At 64.4% G+C, this 17,269-nt stretch carries 17 protein-coding genes and 1 pseudogene; 11 read left to right on the top strand and 7 right to left on the bottom strand.

What is annotated here, in order from left to right; all coding sequences use genetic code 11:
* Positions 1-8: 8 nt before the first annotated feature.
* Complete coding sequence (locus tag ACX1DW_RS19740) at positions 9-1,523, bottom strand: HDOD domain-containing protein (RefSeq protein WP_458992224.1); 1,515 nt, start codon at positions 1,521-1,523, stop codon at positions 9-11.
* A gap of 165 nt (positions 1,524-1,688) precedes the next feature.
* On the opposite strand from ACX1DW_RS19740, the gene motA reads away from it, so the two are divergent.
* Positions 1,689-2,540 (top strand): flagellar motor stator protein MotA, encoded by an 852-nt coding sequence (gene motA, locus ACX1DW_RS19745; RefSeq protein ID WP_102838780.1) that lies wholly within the window; start codon positions 1,689-1,691, stop codon positions 2,538-2,540.
* Positions 2,541-2,549: 9 nt separating this feature from the next.
* Positions 2,550-3,551 carry a flagellar motor protein MotB gene (motB, locus tag ACX1DW_RS19750; protein WP_063540832.1) on the top strand — a complete coding sequence of 334 codons (1,002 nt, stop codon included), beginning with the start codon at positions 2,550-2,552 and terminating at the stop codon, positions 3,549-3,551.
* A 12-nt stretch (positions 3,552-3,563) separates the two neighbouring features.
* On the opposite strand, the gene rsgA is transcribed toward motB, so the two are convergent.
* Entirely contained in the window at positions 3,564-4,595 is a 1,032-nt protein-coding gene (rsgA, locus tag ACX1DW_RS19755) for a small ribosomal subunit biogenesis GTPase RsgA (RefSeq protein ID WP_125867092.1), read from the bottom strand.
* Between the two features lie 117 nt (positions 4,596-4,712).
* Between rsgA and ACX1DW_RS19760 the strand changes: the two genes are divergently transcribed.
* A complete protein-coding gene (locus ACX1DW_RS19760; RefSeq protein ID WP_458992225.1) occupies positions 4,713-5,516 on the top strand; it encodes a class I SAM-dependent methyltransferase in 804 nt (267 codons plus the stop codon).
* Positions 5,517-5,544: 28 nt separating this feature from the next.
* A complete protein-coding gene (orn, locus tag ACX1DW_RS19765) occupies positions 5,545-6,087 on the top strand; it encodes an oligoribonuclease (RefSeq protein ID WP_133455525.1) in 543 nt (180 codons plus the stop codon).
* A 157-nt stretch (positions 6,088-6,244) separates the two neighbouring features.
* Here orn and ACX1DW_RS19770 read toward each other — a convergent pair whose 3' ends face one another.
* From ACX1DW_RS19770 to ACX1DW_RS19780, 3 genes are all read right to left on the bottom strand, one after another.
* Complete coding sequence (locus ACX1DW_RS19770) at positions 6,245-6,886, bottom strand: oxidoreductase (RefSeq protein WP_063540836.1); 642 nt, start codon at positions 6,884-6,886, stop codon at positions 6,245-6,247.
* A gap of 19 nt (positions 6,887-6,905) precedes the next feature.
* Positions 6,906-8,579, bottom strand: coding sequence for a C13 family peptidase (locus ACX1DW_RS19775; RefSeq protein WP_458992226.1), 1,674 nt, complete (start codon positions 8,577-8,579; stop codon positions 6,906-6,908).
* 77 nt (positions 8,580-8,656) lie between these two features.
* A complete protein-coding gene (locus tag ACX1DW_RS19780) occupies positions 8,657-9,112 on the bottom strand; it encodes a MaoC family dehydratase (protein ID WP_458992227.1) in 456 nt (151 codons plus the stop codon).
* A gap of 192 nt (positions 9,113-9,304) precedes the next feature.
* On the opposite strand from ACX1DW_RS19780, the gene ACX1DW_RS19785 reads away from it, so the two are divergent.
* From ACX1DW_RS19785 to ACX1DW_RS19795, 3 genes are read left to right on the top strand one after another with little or no spacing between them, the layout of a single operon-like run.
* Positions 9,305-9,667: a CidA/LrgA family protein gene (locus tag ACX1DW_RS19785; protein ID WP_458992228.1), complete on the top strand. Its 363-nt coding sequence runs from the start codon at positions 9,305-9,307 to the stop codon at positions 9,665-9,667.
* Positions 9,664-10,383 (top strand): LrgB family protein, encoded by a 720-nt coding sequence (locus tag ACX1DW_RS19790; protein WP_125867086.1) that lies wholly within the window; start codon positions 9,664-9,666, stop codon positions 10,381-10,383. The genes ACX1DW_RS19785 and ACX1DW_RS19790 overlap by 4 nt, the downstream gene beginning before the upstream one ends.
* Positions 10,384-10,393: 10 nt before the next feature.
* Positions 10,394-10,978 (top strand): LON peptidase substrate-binding domain-containing protein, encoded by a 585-nt coding sequence (locus tag ACX1DW_RS19795; protein WP_152481819.1) that lies wholly within the window; start codon positions 10,394-10,396, stop codon positions 10,976-10,978.
* 79 nt (positions 10,979-11,057) lie between these two features.
* Here ACX1DW_RS19795 and ACX1DW_RS19800 read toward each other — a convergent pair.
* Positions 11,058-12,814 (bottom strand): annotated as a pseudogene (locus ACX1DW_RS19800) (bifunctional alpha/beta hydrolase/class I SAM-dependent methyltransferase).
* A gap of 171 nt (positions 12,815-12,985) precedes the next feature.
* Positions 12,986-14,305 carry a bifunctional DedA family/phosphatase PAP2 family protein gene (locus ACX1DW_RS19805; protein WP_208216837.1) on the bottom strand — a complete coding sequence of 440 codons (1,320 nt, stop codon included), beginning with the start codon at positions 14,303-14,305 and terminating at the stop codon, positions 12,986-12,988.
* Between the two features lie 192 nt (positions 14,306-14,497).
* Here ACX1DW_RS19805 and ACX1DW_RS19810 point away from each other — a divergent pair, with 192 nt between their 5' ends.
* From ACX1DW_RS19810 to rlmH, 4 genes are read left to right on the top strand one after another with little or no spacing between them, the layout of a single operon-like run.
* Positions 14,498-15,763 carry a glutamate-5-semialdehyde dehydrogenase gene (locus ACX1DW_RS19810; protein WP_102838769.1) on the top strand — a complete coding sequence of 422 codons (1,266 nt, stop codon included), beginning with the start codon at positions 14,498-14,500 and terminating at the stop codon, positions 15,761-15,763.
* Complete coding sequence (gene nadD / locus ACX1DW_RS19815) at positions 15,763-16,422, top strand: nicotinate-nucleotide adenylyltransferase (RefSeq protein WP_110775731.1); 660 nt, start codon at positions 15,763-15,765, stop codon at positions 16,420-16,422. Before ACX1DW_RS19810 ends, nadD begins: the two co-directional genes overlap by 1 nt.
* 15 nt (positions 16,423-16,437) lie before the next feature.
* Complete coding sequence (gene rsfS / locus ACX1DW_RS19820) at positions 16,438-16,797, top strand: ribosome silencing factor (protein ID WP_458992229.1); 360 nt, start codon at positions 16,438-16,440, stop codon at positions 16,795-16,797.
* Positions 16,798-16,800: 3 nt separating this feature from the next.
* Positions 16,801-17,268: a 23S rRNA (pseudouridine(1915)-N(3))-methyltransferase RlmH gene (rlmH, locus tag ACX1DW_RS19825; protein WP_063540847.1), complete on the top strand. Its 468-nt coding sequence runs from the start codon at positions 16,801-16,803 to the stop codon at positions 17,266-17,268.
* The last annotated feature ends 1 nt before the right edge of the window (position 17,269 follow it).

Here is a 17,269-nt window from a genome sequence, read left to right on the forward strand (position 1 = left end):
GAAAAAGATCAGCCCCCGCGCCTGCTGAGGTTGTTCAGTGCGCGCTCGATGCACTGGGATGTTTTAACGAATGTTTGCAGTACCGTGTCCGACATGGGCGCGCCGTTCTGATCGGCAACGATGAGCATCAGTACTCGCCCGTCGACTCCCAGCGAGCGCAACAGCAGGTGCTCGCCGGCGAACAGTTTCTTGAGCGTGCCGGGCAGGAGGGCCGAGAACTGCGCCATGTTGGATGGTTGCAGTCGCAGCTGGGCAGGTTTTTCCAGCAGGCGCCGAACAATCTGGCTCTGCTCCGGAGCGAGCGTCAGGCGCCCGGCATCGGCAGGCAGGCCGTTGCCCTGCTGGCTGACCAGGCGATTCTGCTTGCGGTCGACCAGCATCACCAGTGAGCGCTGAAGGCCGGCGCAGTTCAGTGCGCGGCTGGCTGTGGCAGTCAGTTGCAGGATGTTGCTGAACGGTGAGGGATCGCCCAGCAGGCGGCGACATTGGTCGCGCCACTCTGCCAGGTCGGCCGCGCTCGGGGTCGGTGCTTCGCGCAGGGTCTGGAAGCGGCTGCCGGTTGGCCACAGCAGGCCCTGGGCCGGGTGCCAGAGGTCGGTCGGGCCGAACTCGCGGGCACTGATGACCGCTTGCTGGTGCACCATTTGTTGCATCTCGTCCAGTGGCACCTGCAGGTACAGTCCGGCCAGCCGCTGCCAGCGCAGGCTGTGCACGCCGCTCCAGCTGTGGTGTGCCGATAGCGCCAAGCCGTTGGCCAGCACGATGGTGTTGCTCGGCAATGTAAGCCAGCGGCGTAGCTCGGGGTCGGCGTCGAGCATCTGCTGCTGGTGCAGCGGGTGTTCGTTGTCGTGGGCGATATGCAGGGCCCTGATCAGCCGGCGCCGATCGGCACCGAGCAGCCGATAGCCCTGAGCGATCCAGTCGGGTAGGCGCCAATGCTCGGCAAGCCTGAGGCACAGCTCCAAAAGTGAAACGCCGAGCAGTTCGCGCTCGACGCGGCTGGCTGGTTCGCCCTTGACCAATACCCGCTGTTCCCAGCTTTCCAGCAGATGCGGATAGGTGCCGATCAGTGCCCAGGCCGGCGCCAGAAACAGCAGGCTGCCCCAGTGGATCTCCTGCCACAGCCGGGCCAGGCGGGCGGCGAACAGTCCGTTGGCCTGCTGGCTGGCATGGCGGCTGATCAGCACCAGTTGCCGCAGCGGTCGCGGCATGTCGGCCGCCTCCATGGCCGGAATGCGCGCCAGTAATGCTTCGGCGCGCTGCACGCCGATGCGGCTGAGTGCGACCTCCAGGCTTTCGGCCGGCTGGCCATCGCCGATGCCGCGGTTGGCCTCCTGAATGAAGCGCAGCGCCAGCACCGGGCTGTCCTGGATGAGTTCGGCGATCTGCCGCATCGACTTGCTGCTGTCGCGCAACGCCAGGCGAACCCGTTCATGAACGGCAGCAAAGGCGGGCAGGGGAGCATCGTCGAGTGCCTTGATCCAGGCGGGCAGGGTGCGTGGTAGCGGGGGCGTGGTGGTCATGGCCGAACTAGCTTTTCATCGGGATGGCCTTTAGTCTGGCGCAAAAGTTCCGATAACCAGAACAATTCTTCCAACATTCCTTTTGCAAGGTCGTCTGGTAACGACTCGGGGCGCTGTTTTGCCCTGATCCGGACGGCTCGTAACCAGGTTTCAGACGTACCTCCTATGGTCAAGATAATCGGCATCATCGTGGTGTTCGCCAGTGTGCTGGGCGGATTCGTGCTTTCGGGCGGCAAGATCGGCGCGCTGATCCATCCATTCGAGGTGATGATCATTGGCGGCGCCGCCCTGGGCGGCTTCCTGCAGGCCAACCCCGGCAGTACCACCAAGATCGTTTTCAAGAAGTCGCTGAAGATGTTCAGCACGCGCTTCACCCATACCTATTATCTGGAAGTGCTCAGCCTGCTCTATTCAATCCTGAACAAGAGCCGCCGCGAGGGCATGATGGCCATCGAGGCCGATCTTGAGGATCCGGCCGCCAGTCCGCTGTTCAGCAAGTACCCCGGCTTCCTGCAGGACGAGCGGATGACCGCCTTCACCTGCGATTACCTGCGCATCATGTCCTCCGGCAACATGGCGCCGCACGAACTCGAAGGCTTGTTCGACATGGAGCTCAACAGCCTGAAGGAAGAACTCGAGCACCCATCTCACGCCGTCAGCAAGGTCGCTGATGGTTTGCCGGCGATGGGTATCGTCGCGGCGGTACTGGGTATCGTGATCACCATGTCGATCCTCGCCGAGGCGGATAACGCCATGATCGGCTACAAGGTCGGCTCGGCGCTGGTCGGTACCTTCCTTGGCATTCTTGCTTCCTACGGATTCTTTGGACCGCTGGCCGCGGCGTTGGAGCACGACGCCAAGGAAGAGCTCAACGTCTACGAGGCAATCAAAGCGACGTTGGTCGCCTCGGCCTCGGGTATGCCGCCGACGCTGGCCGTCGAGTTCGGCCGCAAGGTTCTCTATCCGGCGCACCGCCCGAGCTTCGCCGAGCTCGAGCAAGCCATGCGTGGCAGCTAAAGGTTCGCCATGGACAATACCCAACCGATCATCGTCAAGCGGGTCAAGAAGGTCGCGGGCGGTCATCACGGTGGCGCCTGGAAGATCGCTTTCGCCGACTTCGCCACGGCGATGATGGCGTTCTTCCTGGTGATGTGGCTGATGAGTTCGGCCACGCCGGAGCAGAAGAAGCTCATCTCCGGCTATTTCCAGGACCCCATCGGTTTCACCGAAAGCGCCAGTCCGCATGTGATCGACCTGGGCGGCACGCCGACGCCGTCACCGGATCGCACCCTCAACCCCGAGCTGGAGCCGGCGCAGAGCGAGGCGCAGATCGACGCGCAGCAGGCCGAGACCTTCGCCGAGCAGATCGAGCGCGAGCGGCTGGAGCTGCTGCTGCAGGAACTGCAGAACAAGGTCGATGAGAACCCCGAACTGCAGAAGTTCAAGGATCAGATCCTCTTCGAGATCACCCAGGACGGTTTGCGCATCCAGATCATGGATGCCGAGAACCGGCCGATGTTCGCCCTCGGCAGTGCCCAGCTGCAGCCTTACTTCGAGGACATCCTGCTGGCGCTGGTGGACACCATCGCCGCCGTGCCGAACAAGATCAGCATCAGCGGACACACCGATGCCAAGCCGTTTTCCGGGCGCGGCGATTTCGGCAACTGGGAGCTATCGGCCAGCCGCGCCAATGCCGCGCGCCGCACGCTCGTAGCAGGGGGGTATCCCGAGGAGCAGATTGCGCGGGTGGTGGGCTATGCCTCATCGGCACTGTTCGATCGCAAGGATCCGTTCAACCCGGTGAACCGTCGCATCGACATCCTGGTGCTGACGAAGAAAGCGCAGCGTTCGATCGAGGGCGAGCAGCCCGGCGCGCAGCCCGACGATGAGGGCGGTGCGGCGCCTGCCCAGTCTTCGCCCGGCGCGACGGCACCCGTCGAGGAGCCGTTGCAGCCCGAACAGCTGCGCGAGCGGTTGAATATCTTCGAAGACGGAGTGCTGAAGTTCAGCGAGCCCGGTGCGCGCTGATCAGCCCGTTTATCAGTAGTCCGATTCCGGCAGGCTGCTGAGAATATGTCGATAGCTGGCCATGCGCTGCGGCTGGATACGCCCCTCCTCCAGTGCCTTGAGCAGCGCGCAGCCCGGTTCGCGATCATGCTTGCAGTCGCGGAAACGGCAGTGCCCGAGCAGCTCCTGGAATTCGATGAAGCCCGCCTCCACATCGGCGCGGCTGACGTGGCCGAGGCCGAATTCGCGAATGCCGGGTGAGTCGATCAGCTCGCCGCCCCCAGGGAAGTGGAACAGCCGCGCGGTGGTGGTGGTATGCGTACCCTTGCCGGTCATTTCCGACAGCGCGCCGACACGGGTGTCGACGCCCGGCAGCAAGCTGTTGACCAGCGACGACTTGCCGACCCCGGATTGCCCGACGAACACGCTGACGTGACCGTCGAGGCGCGCCTTCAGCTCATCCATGCCGGCGCCCCCATGGGCGGAGACCTCCAGCAGCGGATAACTCAGCTGGCGATACACGTCGAGGAGGCGGTTCAGTGCTGCCTCGTTCTGCTCGTCGATCAGGTCGGCCTTGTTCAGCAGCAGCAGCGGCGCGATGCCAGCGTGCTCGGCGGCGATGAGATAGCGGTCGATCAGGTTGGCGTGCGGCTCGGGGAGCGGGGCGAAGACGATGACGATCAGGTCGACATTGGCCGCCACCGGCTTGAGCTGGCCACGCATGTCCGGCCGGCAAAGCTCCGAATGCCGCGGCAGCTGCGCGACGATGACGCCGATGCCCTGGTTGCCCGGGCGCCAGACCACGCGGTCGCCGGTGACCAGTGCCGGCAGGTTGGCCCGCAAGTGGCAGCGGAACACCTGCCCGCTGTGTTCGCCCTCCAGTGCCTCGACCTCGACCTGCACACCGAAATGCGCGATGACCAGTCCGGTCTGCTCCGGACCGAGATCTCCGCCCTCCAGCTCCTCGAGGGCACGGCTCTCGCGACGCGCGGCACGGGCGGCGCGCTCTTCCTGGATCTTCTCGATGCGCCAGCTTTGCCGGCGGTTGAGTTGGCGTTTGGCCATGGGTGGGGGTTGTCTCGCAGTTTTGGTGGGCGAGTCTAGCATGCCGGCTGGCTGCGGCCTGTATGGCGCGTCGGCAGACGGTTAGACTGGCCGGCCCTGGTTCGACGATCGCTGATCATGTCCGCCACCACGCTTACCCGCTTGCCTGTTCTGCGCGCGCTGCTGGCCCAGTTGCTGGCGCTGTTGCTCGTCTGGCTACTGGCGTTCGGCTTGGCCTGGGGCTTTGCCGTGCGCCCGGGGCTGCTCCCCACCGCGCTCGCACAGGGCGCTCTGGCCGCACTGATCGGGGCGCGACTCGGCCTGTCGGTCTGGTGGTTGCCGATCAACCTGCTCTTCGTGCCTGGTCTGCTGCTGTCCGGCGACCTCAATGTGCCGGCATGGGCGCCGCTGAGCGGCCTCGCGCTGCTCTTGCTGCTCAACTGGAACGCCTTCGGCGAGCGGGTGCCGCTCTACCTGACCGGCTCGCAGACCGAGCGCCGGTTGCGTGCGCGGCTGGCGGTGCTGCCGAACGATTTTCGTCTGATCGATCTGGGCAGTGGGCTGGCCGGTACCCTGGTGCGGCTGGCACGGGCATATCCGGCGGCGCGCTTCGTCGGAGTGGAAACCGCACCGCTGACCTTCGCCCTGTCCTGGCTGCGCTGCCTGCCTCGGCGCAACTGCCAGGTCCAGCCGCTCAGCCTGTGGCGCGTCGATCTCGGCGAGTACGATGTTGTCTACTGCTTCCTTTCACCGGCGCCCATGGCGGCGCTCTGGGAAAAGGCGCAAGCGGAAATGCGCCCCGGCGCGATGCTGATCAGTAACAGTTTCGCGGTGCCCGGTGTCGAGCCGGCTGAAGTGCTGTCGATCGGCGACTGGCGCGGCTCACGCTTGCTGATCTGGTACCCGGCCGGCCCACCTGACGACGCCGGCGCGAGCGGCTAAACTGCGCCGCACAGCCAAGGAGCCCCTCATGCAGAACCCGCAGAACCTGATCTGGATCGACCTGGAAATGACCGGTCTGGATCCGGACAACGACGTCATCATCGAGATGGCCACCATCGTCACCGACAGCCAGCTCAATGTGCTGGCCGAGGGACCGGTCATCGCCGTGCACCAGAGCGACGAAGTCCTCGCCGGCATGGATGAGTGGAACACCCGCCAGCATGGCGGTTCGGGGCTGACCCAGCGTGTGCGCGAGAGCCGGATTTCCACGGCGGAGGCCGAGCGCCTAACCCTGGAATTCCTCGAGCAGTGGGTGCCCAAGGGCAAGTCGCCGATCTGTGGCAACAGCATTTGCCAGGACCGTCGTTTCCTTTATCGGCAGATGCCAACGCTGGAAGCCTACTTCCACTACCGCAACCTGGATGTCTCGACGCTCAAGGAGCTGGCGGCACGCTGGGCGCCACAAATCATGGAAGGTTTCAAGAAGGGTGGTACTCACCTGGCGCTGGACGACATCCGCGATTCCATCGCCGAGCTGCGGCATTACCGCGAGCACTTCATCAAGGTATGAGCAGCCACTAGGGCTCACGCAGGTCGTTGGGTGGATCGCGCGGCACCGATCCGCCCGGCCGGGCTAGCCGGAAGTAAATAGCGACATCCGCGCTACGCCTGCGAGCCGGCAGCAAGCCGGCCCTCGCGACGCTCACGGCCAGAAGTCCGGCCGAAAGCTACTTGCCCAATTTGCGCAGTTCGTCCGACTCGACGATGCGCAGGCCGTCGCCTTCTTCCAGCGCCAGGCGCCAGAGCGCTCGCGCCAGTGTGCAGGCCTCGATTCCGTGGTACTTGCCTGGAAGCAGTTGCGACAGCGGCGCGGCGATGCGCTCGCTCAGGCGCGACTCCAGGCGTGGGCCGATGAGTTGTGAAGGGCGCGCGATGGTCAGTTGCGGCCAGTCCTGCTGCTGTAGTGCGGCCTCGGTCTCGCCCTTTACCTTGAGATAGAAGATCGAGCTGTCCGTGCTGGCGCCCAGTGAGCTGATCACCAGCAGATGGCGGGCGCCCATTTCCTTGGCGCGGCGGGCGAATGCCAGCACCAGGTCATGATCAATGGCACGGAAGGCTTCCTGAGTGCCGGCCTGCTTGAGTGTGCTGCCCAGGCAGCAGAAGGCCGTGTCGATCGCGCCGCTCAGAGTTGGCAGCACTGTTAGCAGCTCGCCGACCGGGTTTTCCAGGCGTGGGTGCGCGGCCAACGGCTTGCGCGTCGGCGCCAGCACGCGTTCTACGGTGGGTTCGTTGAGCAGTCGATCGAGCAGGTGCTCGCCAGTGAGTCCGGTGGCGCCGGCAAGCAGAATGCGCTGTGGCGTCAAATACATGGTTGTGCTCCTGTGGCGATCATTGGGCGGCGCGCCGCTGCTGCAGTTCCTGCCAGCGTTGGACGACCGGTTCCGGCGCCCATAATTGCGGTTCCGATGCCTGATAGTCGTCGGCCTGCTCGCGTTCGGCAACCTTTGCCGCCGCCAGCGTGAAGGCCTGCACGATATCGTCGGTTTCCTGCAATGCTTCGGCGAACAGCGCGCGGCCGAAGTAGGTGAAGTCGCTCTGCTCGGAGCAGCCGAACGACACCCGGTCGGCACGCGCGGCAGTCATGATCAGCGTCTGCTGATTCTTCAGTGGCTCGATGAAACCGCCGGAATAGCAGGCGGATATCACCACCACCGCCTTGCGCCCGGCCAGCGGCGTGAGCAGCCCGGCAAGGTCGCCGGCGGGCAAGTCGTCCAGGCTCAGACGCGGCTGGCTCAGCACCAGTTCGTGCTCGGCCGAGCCGTGGCTGGTGAAGTAGAGGAAGATCAGGTCTTCCTCGCCGCTGCGCTCGGCCAGGGCACGGATGGCCCGCGCCAGGTTCTCCCGGGTCGCCAGCGGGCGGTCGGCCAGGTGGTCGCGATGGTTGACCAGGCTGAGCTGGCCGCGGGCCTCGAAGCGCTCGGCCAGCAGCCGCTGCACGTAATCCGCTTCGCGCATGAACACGCTCTGGCGACCGTCGCCGGCGAACGTCAGCGTATAGAGTTCGGCCGCCGGGGTGGATGGCGGTAGTGCCTCGATGGCGCTGTCGAGCAGGTCACCCTGCTCCAGCAGGGCGATCTCCAGCGGGTCGGGCAGGGCGTGGCCCTGTTCGTCGCGGATGCGCCGGCCGTTGCGCCAGGTGCCGCGCAGTTCGCGGCCTACGGCATCGGTCAGCGCACCCTCGCCGGCGAAGCGTCCCTGGCGGAAGCCGCCGGTGTAGAAGCTGCCATCGGCACGGTCGAGCCGACCCTGGCCGTGGTAGCGCCAGCCGCGGAACTGGCCGACGTAACGGCTGCCATCGCTGGCGAGGTGGCTGCCGGTGCCACTCAGTTCGCCATGGACGAAGGTACCGCTCCAGACGTTGCCGTCGCTGTCCTCGTAGCGGCCCTGGCCATGGAACTGGTCATTCTCGAACTGGCCGCTGTAGCGTTCGCCCTGGCCGGTCACGTAGCTACCTTCGCCGTTCAGGCTGCCGGCGCTGAACTCGCCGCTGAGCTGGCCATCGACGTCGCTGCGGGTACCAGGACCATCCGGCTGGCCTCGGCTGAACTGGCCCTGATGGACGTAGCCATCGGCATACTCGAGCTTGCCTTGGCCGTGGTAGAGATTGTTGCGGAACTCGCCTTCGTAGACCGTGCCGTCCTGGCTGAAACGGCCGTGGCCGTGCATGCGACCGGCCTGGAATTCGCCTTCGTAGACGCCGCCCTCGGCGTAGCTGAAGCGGCCGAGGCCGTCGAACAGGCCATGCTTGAACTCGCCCTCGTAGCGATCGCCGGTGGCGCCGTTCCAGGTACCGAAGCCATGCCATTGGCCGTCCTTGAACTCGCCGAAGTAGTAGCTGCCGTTCGGGTAATCGATACGTCCGCTGCCCTGCAGCAGGCTGTCGACGATCTCGCCGCGGTAGCGGCCGCCGTCCGGCAGCACTCCATCGGCAGGGGTGAGAGGCTCGCCCTCGCCGCAGGCGGTGAGCAGACCGAGTAACAGGAAGGGAATAAGACGCAGCATGCGGACATCCGCTCAGGCAGGACGTCCGCAGTATGCCGCAAACCGGGCGGGCTGCGACAATCGCGCAGGGTTGCCGCTCAGAGGATGCACAGAGCCAGGGTTTCGGCGATGTAGGCCGGTTTCTCCGAGCCTTCGATCTCCATCACCGCGCGGGCCTTGAGCAGCCACTGGCCGGGATTTTTTTCGTGGGCATCGATCAGCGTCAGCCCCAGCCGCACCCGCGAGCCGACGCGTACCGGCTGGATGAAGCGCAGGCTGTCCAGGCCATAGTTGACACCCATCCGCGTGCCTTCGGGAACCACCATCAGGTCACCGGAGAGCATCGGCAGCAGCGACAGTGACAGGAAGCCGTGGGCGATGGTGCCGCCGAACGGGGTCTGCGCGGCCTTCTCGGCGTCGACATGGATGAACTGGTGGTCACCGGTGCAGTCGGCAAACTGATCGACACGCTGCTGGTCGATGGTCAGCCAGTCGGAGTGACCGAGTTCCTTGCCGATGAAGTCCTTCAGTTGTGCGACGGGTACCTGTGGCATGAATCCTCCGGGTTGTTCTTGTGATTGCAGGATGAGCGGCCATGGGCAGTAGGCGACTGCACCGGGGCTAGATCAGCACGTGCACTAGCAACTGCAAACCAGCATCGGCAGCGCGAATGGCCCGTCATAGCGCCGCGCGGGCAGCTGACAGCATTGGCCCTTATACTGTCCGCATTTTTGCAGGAGGCTCCCATGCTGCTCAGAGGCCTGACCTGGCTGGTCGCATTCCAGCTGCTTGGCACCGTGCTGAACGTGCTGTTTCTGCCCATGCTGCCAGGCCCGATCATTGGGATGGTGCTGTTGTTCGCTGGTCTGCTGGCGCGTGGCAGGGCAAACGAATCGCTTCAGCTGGCGGCGAGTAGCCTGCTGCGCTATCTGCCGCTTCTGCTGGTGCCCCCGGCAGTGGGTGTGATGGCCTATACCGAGGCGATCCTGGACGATTTCTGGGCCATCATCGGCGTGCTGGTGATTTCGCTGGTGATCTCGCTGGTCTTCACCGGTTGGCTGATGCAGGCGCTGATCCGGCGCAAGCAGCGCCGTCAGGAGGGGACATGATCGAGTTGCATTGGTATGCGGCCTGGCAGGCGCTGATCCACCATCCGCTGTTCGGCGTGGGCATCACCCTGGCGGCGTTCCAGCTGGCGTTTGCCGCCTACGAGAAGACTCGCTGGGTATTTCTACAGCCGGTGCTGGTGTCGATGGCGCTGGTGGTCGGCATCCTCTTGGCATGCGGTATCGCCTACGAGGAGTACCGCATCAGCGCCCAGTGGCTGACCATCCTGCTGGGGCCGGCCACCGTGGCCCTGGCCGTGCCGCTTTACCTCAACCTGCGGCGCATCCGCGAGCTGTTCGGGCCGATCGTGGTCACCCTGCTGGTCGCCGGCGTATTCGCCACGGCGCTGGGCATGGCCCTGGCCTGGGCGTTCGGCGCCGACGAGATGATCCTCATGACCCTTGCGCCGAAATCCGTGACCTCGCCGATCGCCATGCTGGTTGCCGAACAGATCGGTGGCGTGGTGGCCCTGGCCGCGGTGTTCGTGATGATCACCGGTGTGCTCGGCGCGATTATCGGTCCGGAACTGTTGCGCCGGTTTGGCGTTCAGCATCCTGCAGCCCGCGGCATCGCGCTGGGGCTGACCGCTCACGCCGTGGGCACGGCGCAGGCGCTGCAGGAAAGCGACGAGTGCGGTGCTTTCGCGGCGCTGGCCATGAGTCTGATGGGGGTGCTGACCGCGGTGCTGTTGCCGCTGGTGGTCGCCCTGCTGCTGTGATGGAGTCCGCATGAGATTGCCGCTGTTCCCGCTGGATACCGTGCTGTTTCCCGGTTGTGCGCTCGAATTACAGATATTCGAGGCGCGCTATCTGGACATGGTCAGCCAGTGCTTAAAGGCTGGTCATGGCTTTGGCGTGGTGCACATTCTGGATGGTCGTGAAGTCGGCGCGGCGCCAACGGCCTTCGCCAGCATCGGCTGCGAGGCGCATATTCGCGACTGGCAGCAATTGTCCAATGGCCTGTTGGGCATACGCGTGGAAGGCGGGCGACGCTTCGATGTTCAGTCGTCCGAAGTGCAGGACGATCAGCTGACCGTCGCCCAGGTCGCCTGGCGCGCTGAGCCCGCCCTGCAACCGCTGAACGAGCGGCACGCCGACCTGCTGGTACTGCTCGAGGCGCTCGGTCAGCATCCGATGGTCAAGACGCTGGGGCTCGGCGGCCCCGTCGACGATCAGGCCACCCTGGCCAATCAGCTGGCTTACCTGCTGCCATTCGAGGCCACGCAGAAGATCGAGTTGCTGAGGCTGGACAAGCCGGATCTCCAGTTGGAGCAGATTCAAAGCCTGCTCGAGCAATTGCAGGACGGGGCTTAGGCCTGTCGCCCCGTGTGTTGGGCGACTTGACCTGGAGCCGCACCGGCCAATTGGTGTCGCTAGAAAAGGGTCGGCTTTGTCAGTGCGGCTTTTGTGCCAACGACACCGTAAAGATCCCCCAATCGTCTATGCGCTGGGTGATTTTAACCAGGCCTGCCGCTGCTACCAATTGGTCCATCTCTGCTTGGGTACGCCGCCGCATCACCCATGCCTGTCCATCTCGGTGGCTGGTCAGCACTCGGGCGATGAGATTCAGCTGTGGGTGCCAGGGTTGTCCTGTGTAAACGATGTAACCGCCCGGTTGCAGTGCTTCGGCGATGCCGGCCAAAGAGCGGCTGATCATCTGATTGTCGCCGAACAACTCGTAGAGTCCCGATACCACTACAAGCGTTGGGCGCGGCGAGAGTGAGGCCAGACTGGCCTGATCGAATGCGTCAGCCTTGATGAACCGAGCGACGTCTTCGAAACCCTTTGCCTGGATCAGGGCGCTACCATCGCGTACGTTGATGTCGCTGTAATCGCGTAGAACAATCGAAGCAGGGCGCTCTTCGAGGCTCTGTACTGCCTCAAGAATGTAGCGACCGTGGCCGGCAGCGATGTCTACGATATGTACTGGCTGATCGGTGCTTCGCAGCCGACTTATCGCTCCGCGTAACAGCTCTTCTACATGCGCTTTTCTCGGGCGTATTGCTCGCCAGCCTATGGAATTCAAATAGAGCTGGTCGATCTTGCGCCCTAGCAGAGTCAGGCCTGCTGGTTCGTTTCTGTAGACATAATCGAGCGTGCTGCCGGAATCGAAACCGGTCTCGAAGCCGAGCTTCATTCCATGGGAAAGCCGGGCACCAAGGCGCATTCCTGCACGCATGGCGCGCCAGTAACATTCTTGTATTGAGTTTGGGGCAACAGGGGCGGCCAGTGCTTCTGCTTCCGCACGCATCGGGCCGATTCGGTCCGCATCTAAGAGCGATGGAGGTGCCGTCGGCGTATCAAAGTTGTGAAGAATGAAGCGACGGGCCTGGCTTACTGCCCGTTCACGATCTCGCTCACCAAGCGTGTCGTGAAAGAAGCCGGGAGAAGGTGTTTTTCTTTCCGTAAGCAGCCGAGTCTTTCGAAAAACATCACCTGCGGTTTGCGCTCGACGACGAAGTCCGCGCCTGAGATGAGGAGCTGCGTCGGGATTTGGATCGCCTGCGCATCTGCAACCACGCGCCGCGCCGCTTCATGCAGTCCAAGGAGCATGTTGACGGAAATGGCCTTGGTAATAAGCGGGTCCTGCTGATAGCTCTGAATCCGCGCGGGATCGTGCGTCAGGAAGCGTGCCTTGACGTAGCTGTCAACGAAGAAGTTGCCGCGAAACGCTCGTATCAGCCTCAAAGCCGCCCGTGCGAACGGTACGTACAGCTTCACGCTGAACGCCGGTGAGGCCAGTATCAGCGCGCGAACTTTGGGCGCATAGTCGTGGGCCCATGTCGCAACGACAACTGCCCCTACGCTTTGCGCGACAATGGCTAAGTCCTCCTCGTCGAAGTTGTGGGTCGAGCCGATGTGTTCAATGAACGTTTGCACATCTCGCACGCTCGTCGCGAAGCTCGGGCTGTCTCCGCGAGCGCCAGGCGACAGACCGTGCCCGCGCGCATCCCAGGCAAAGAAATCACAGTCAGGAAGGTCGAGTTCATCAACGAGGTGGGCCAGTCGACCCGAATGCTCATGTCCTCGATGGAACATTACGACGGCCCGCCTTTTCGTTGTCTCTACCGACAAGAGCGCGGGCCAATGGCGGTAGGAAAGTGGTACGGCATCGTGGCTGCTGAATGTTAGAAGGTGTGACTCTCGCATCGGACTAATCCTAGTTCCCTGGACACTTGTTGAGTTATCCGAAACTCAACGTCGGAAGGTTGCTCGGCGCTAGATGCGCACTAACCACCGGTGGTGTGATATGCGCAACGACACGTCGCACATTCTTGGCTCGTGACCAGAAATCTAGCTGATCACACCTTCGCTAGATGCTCACTGGTACCGATACATTTGCATCGCGGCCGGCAGCGCCCACACGCTGAACGCGCCGATCAGTCCCAGGCAGGCGGGCAGGATCAGCCACCATACCTTGGCTGGTAGTGCTGCCATCGGGGCGCGCCATTGCACCAGGGTCAGGCTGAGCGCGCAGATGCTCGCCGCGAGCAGTGCACCGGCGGTGACGTCGGTCATCCAGTGCACCCCCAGGTAGACCCGTGACAGCGCGATCGCCGTGGCCGGCAGGCTGGCCAGCACCAGCCAGGCCAGGCGTAGGCGCGGTGGTTGGTCGCGACCGGCGAGTACGCCGAGGGTGAGAAAGAAGGCAAACGCGGCCGAGCTGTGGCCACTGGGAAAGCTGTAGCTGCTCAGCGGCTCCATCAAGACCTCTGGTCGAACGCGGGCGAAGGAGGCCTTGAGCGCACCGTTGGCCGTGGCCGTGCCCAGCAGCGTGAGGATGGAAAAGATTGCTGCACGCCACTGGCGCAGCATCAGGAGCAGCACGCACAGCAAGACGCCGGCCCAGAGCTGGGTGTGGAAGTCGCCTAAGCGGGTGATGACCACCATGATGCGATCGAGCACGCTGCTGCGCTCGCTCTGGATTACCGCGAGCAGTCCTTCGTCGAGCTCCTTGAAATGTGGCCAGCCGAAAAACAGCCCGAGCAGGATCGCTATGCTGACTGCTGCCGACAGGGCACTGACCCAGCGCAGCTGGCGCAGGCTGCCGTACGCGGTACTGGCGGCCAGAACCAGCAGGCCGCCTGCGACGATCGCCGCCTCGCTCCAGAAACCTTCCTGCAGCGGCAGGCGCATGGCCGCGCCAGCGCTCCAGCCGGGCAGCAGATAGGCCATCGACCAGCCAGCGGCGGCGCACAGGCTGACCAGCAAGAAGCGGCCGAAGGGCATGTCGAGCATGCCAGCGGTCATCGGTAGCATCGGTCGCAGCGGCCCGATGAAGCGGCCGACCAGCAGGCTGGCAACGCCGTAGCGCTGGAAGTAATGCTCGGCGCGCAGCAGCCACTCGGGATGGTTGCGCAGGCCGGGCAGGCGACGTATGCCCTGATGGTATCGACGGCCCAGGCCATACGAGAGCAGGTCGCCGATCAGGCCGCCAATGAAACCCAGCAGCAGGGTTTCGCCGAGCGTGAGGACGCCGTTACCAGCCAGCAGGGCGATGGAAAAGGTCAGTACGGTACCCGGGATCAGCAAGCCGACGACTGCCAGGCTCTCCATGCAGGCAACGAGCAGCAGTGCCAGGCCCAGCCAGTGCGGGTGGCTTGCCAGCCATTGAGTAAGGGGGTCGAGCCACTGGCCCATGCATGCTTCCTTGGATCGGGGTCGCCTTTCGACCTGACGAAAGGGCGGCGGGTTTCCTGTGCGCCGATAATACCCCGCTGGTGTCATGCAGAGCGGGCGCGATCGGAGCCCTTTCGCCCCGTCGTCGCTGTGCGTAGGCTGCCGGGACGGCTATAATCAGCCGCTTTCCCTTCAGTCAGGCCAGCTAGATCCATGACCGAGTCCGTACTCGACTACATGACCCGCCTGGGCCGCGCCGCGCGCGAGGCCTCGCGAGTGCTTGCGCGTGCCAGCACGGCGCAGAAGAATCGTGCCCTGCAGGCCGCCGCCGCGGCGCTCGACGCTGCCCGCGACGAGCTGGTGCGGGCCAATGAACTGGACCTGGCCGGCGGCCGTGCCAACGGCCTCGATGCAGCCATGCTCGATCGCCTGGCACTGACGCCCAAGGTCATCGACGGCATGATCGAGGGCCTGCGCCAGGTCGCCACGCTACCGGACCCGATCGGCGCGATCCGCGACATGCGCTACATGCCGTCCGGCATCCAGGTCGGCAAGATGCGCGTACCGCTGGGCGTGGTGGGCATCATCTACGAATCGCGGCCCAACGTGACCATCGACGCCGCCAGCCTGTGCCTGAAGTCGGGCAATGCGACCATCCTGCGTGGCGGCTCCGAGGCGATCCATTCCAATCAGGCGATTGCCCGTTGCATCCAGCTCGGCCTCGCCGAAGCCGGATTGCCGGCTGCTGCCGTGCAGGTGGTGGATACCACTGACCGCGCCGCGGTGGGCGCCCTGATCAGCATGCCGGAATATGTCGACGTGATCGTGCCGCGTGGTGGCAAGGGTCTGATCGAGCGCATCAGTCGCGACGCCCGGGTGCCGGTGATCAAGCACCTGGACGGCATCTGCCACGTCTATGTCGACGTCGCGGCGGATGTGGACAAGGCCATCCGCATCGCCGACAACGCCAAGACCCAGCGCTTCGCGCCGTGCAACACCATGGAAACGCTGCTGGTGCACCAGGGCATCGCCGAGCAAGTGCTGCCGCCCCTGGCCGCCATTTATCGCGACAAGGGCGTTGAGCTGCGTGGCTGCCCGCGCACGCGAGCGCTACTCGGCAGTGATGTGCTGCAGGCCAGCGAAGAAGACTGGTCCACTGAGTACAACGCGCCGATCCTGTCGGTCCGCATCCTCGACTCGCTGGACGAGGCGATCGAACACATCAATCGTTACGGCTCGCAGCACACCGATGCGATCGTCACGGAGAACTTCACCGACGCCCGTCGCTTCCTCACCGAGGTCGATTCGGCATCGGTGATGATCAACGCCTCGACCCGCTTCGCCGATGGCTTCGAGTACGGGCTGGGGGCGGAGATCGGTATCTCCACCGACAAGCTGCACGCGCGCGGTCCGGTCGGCCTGGAAGGGTTGACCAGCGAGAAGTACGTGGTCTTCGGCGACGGTCACGTCCGTACCTGATGAATCACGCAGGCGGCGCCCGGCGCATCGGCATTCTCGGTGGCACCTTCGATCCGGTGCACATCGGCCACCTGCGCGGCGCGCTCGAAGTGGCCGAGATGTTCGGGCTCGACGAGCTGCGGTTGATACCCAATGCGCGGCCGCCGCACCGCGATACGCCCAATTGCTCGGCACAGGATCGCCTGGCGATGGTCCGCCTGGCGGTGCAGGACCTGCCGCCGCTGTGTGTGGATGCACGGGAGCTGGAGCGCGAAAGACCGTCCTACACCATCGATACGCTGATTTCCTTGCGTGCCGAGCTCGGTGCCGACGACCAGCTGCTGCTGGTGGTGGGCTGGGACGCCTTCTGTGGTCTGCCCACCTGGCATCGCTGGGAGGAGCTGCTCGATTACTGCCATATCCTCGTGCTGCAGCGGCCGGATGCCGGCACCGAGGCGCCGCAGGCACTGCGTGATCTGCTCGCGGCGCGCAGCGTGACCGATCCGCAGGCGCTGTGCGGTGGGGCAGGGCAGATCGCTTTCGTCTGGCAGACGCCGCTGGAAGTATCGGCCACACAGATTCGCCAATTGTTGGCCAGCGGCAAGTCGGTCCGATTCCTGGTTCCCGATGCCGTACTGGCTTATATCAACGCGCACGGACTGTACCGGGCGTCGAACTGAGGTTGTTTTCACGTTATGCAAACTGAAGCTTTGGTCCAGCTGGCGGTCGCCGCCCTGGAAGATCTGAAAGGCCAGGACATCACCACCATCGATGTTCGCGGCAAGACCAGTGTCACCGATTACATGATCATCGCCAGCGGCAGCTCCAGCCGGCACGTCAAGTCGCTGGCCGAGAACGTTCTGGAGAAGGCCAAGGAGCAGGGCGTACGCCCGCTCGGCAGCGAAGGTCTGGATGGCGGCGAATGGGCGCTGCTCGACCTGGGCGATGTGGTGGTGCATGTGATGCAGGTGCCGACCCGCCAGTTCTACGACCTCGAGCGCCTGTGGCAGGGCGCCGAGCAGAGCCGCGCGCAGCACGTCCACGACGCGGAGTAAGCTGTGCGGATCAAGCTGGTCGCGGTTGGCTCGAAGATGCCGCGCTGGGTCGAGGACGGTTGGCAGGAATACGCCAAGCGCCTGCCCTCCGAGCTGCCGCTGGAGCTGCACGAGATTCCGCTCAACACTCGTGGCAAGAACGCTGATGTGGCGCGGTTGATCCGCCAGGAAGGCGAGGCCATGCTGGGCAAAGTGCAGCCGGGCGAGCGCATCGTCACGCTCGAGGTGCACGGCAAGCCCTGGAGCACCGAGCAGCTGGCCGCCGAGCTGGAACGCTGGCGGCTCGATGCGCGCAACGTCAATCTCATGGTTGGCGGCCCGGAGGGACTGGCACCCGAGGTCTGTGCACGCAGCGAGCAGCGCTGGTCGCTTTCGCCGCTGACCCTGCCGCATCCGCTGGTGCGTATTCTCATTGGCGAGCAGATCTATCGCGCCTGGACGTTGCTGTCCGGTCATCCCTATCACAAGTAGT

Source organism: Stutzerimonas sp. KH-1, assembly GCF_054483855.1.

Coding starts and splice junctions, on each gene's coding strand:
- ACX1DW_RS19770 (WP_063540836.1), bottom strand. CDS start 6,886: ATGTATTTGACGCCACAGCGCATTCTGCTTGCCGGCGCCACCGGACTC.
- ACX1DW_RS19805 (WP_208216837.1), bottom strand. CDS start 14,305: ATGGGCCAGTGGCTCGACCCCCTTACTCAATGGCTGGCAAGCCACCCG.
- ACX1DW_RS19780 (WP_458992227.1), bottom strand. CDS start 9,112: ATGCCACAGGTACCCGTCGCACAACTGAAGGACTTCATCGGCAAGGAA.
- ACX1DW_RS19810 (WP_102838769.1), top strand. CDS start 14,498: ATGACCGAGTCCGTACTCGACTACATGACCCGCCTGGGCCGCGCCGCG.
- ACX1DW_RS19785 (WP_458992228.1), top strand. CDS start 9,305: ATGCTGCTCAGAGGCCTGACCTGGCTGGTCGCATTCCAGCTGCTTGGC.
- ACX1DW_RS19775 (WP_458992226.1), bottom strand. CDS start 8,579: ATGCTGCGTCTTATTCCCTTCCTGTTACTCGGTCTGCTCACCGCCTGC.
- rsfS (WP_458992229.1), top strand. CDS start 16,438: ATGCAAACTGAAGCTTTGGTCCAGCTGGCGGTCGCCGCCCTGGAAGAT.
- nadD (WP_110775731.1), top strand. CDS start 15,763: ATGAATCACGCAGGCGGCGCCCGGCGCATCGGCATTCTCGGTGGCACC.
- motA (WP_102838780.1), top strand. CDS start 1,689: ATGGTCAAGATAATCGGCATCATCGTGGTGTTCGCCAGTGTGCTGGGC.
- ACX1DW_RS19760 (WP_458992225.1), top strand. CDS start 4,713: ATGTCCGCCACCACGCTTACCCGCTTGCCTGTTCTGCGCGCGCTGCTG.
- ACX1DW_RS19790 (WP_125867086.1), top strand. CDS start 9,664: ATGATCGAGTTGCATTGGTATGCGGCCTGGCAGGCGCTGATCCACCAT.
- orn (WP_133455525.1), top strand. CDS start 5,545: ATGCAGAACCCGCAGAACCTGATCTGGATCGACCTGGAAATGACCGGT.
- ACX1DW_RS19740 (WP_458992224.1), bottom strand. CDS start 1,523: ATGACCACCACGCCCCCGCTACCACGCACCCTGCCCGCCTGGATCAAG.
- ACX1DW_RS19795 (WP_152481819.1), top strand. CDS start 10,394: ATGAGATTGCCGCTGTTCCCGCTGGATACCGTGCTGTTTCCCGGTTGT.
- motB (WP_063540832.1), top strand. CDS start 2,550: ATGGACAATACCCAACCGATCATCGTCAAGCGGGTCAAGAAGGTCGCG.
- rsgA (WP_125867092.1), bottom strand. CDS start 4,595: ATGGCCAAACGCCAACTCAACCGCCGGCAAAGCTGGCGCATCGAGAAG.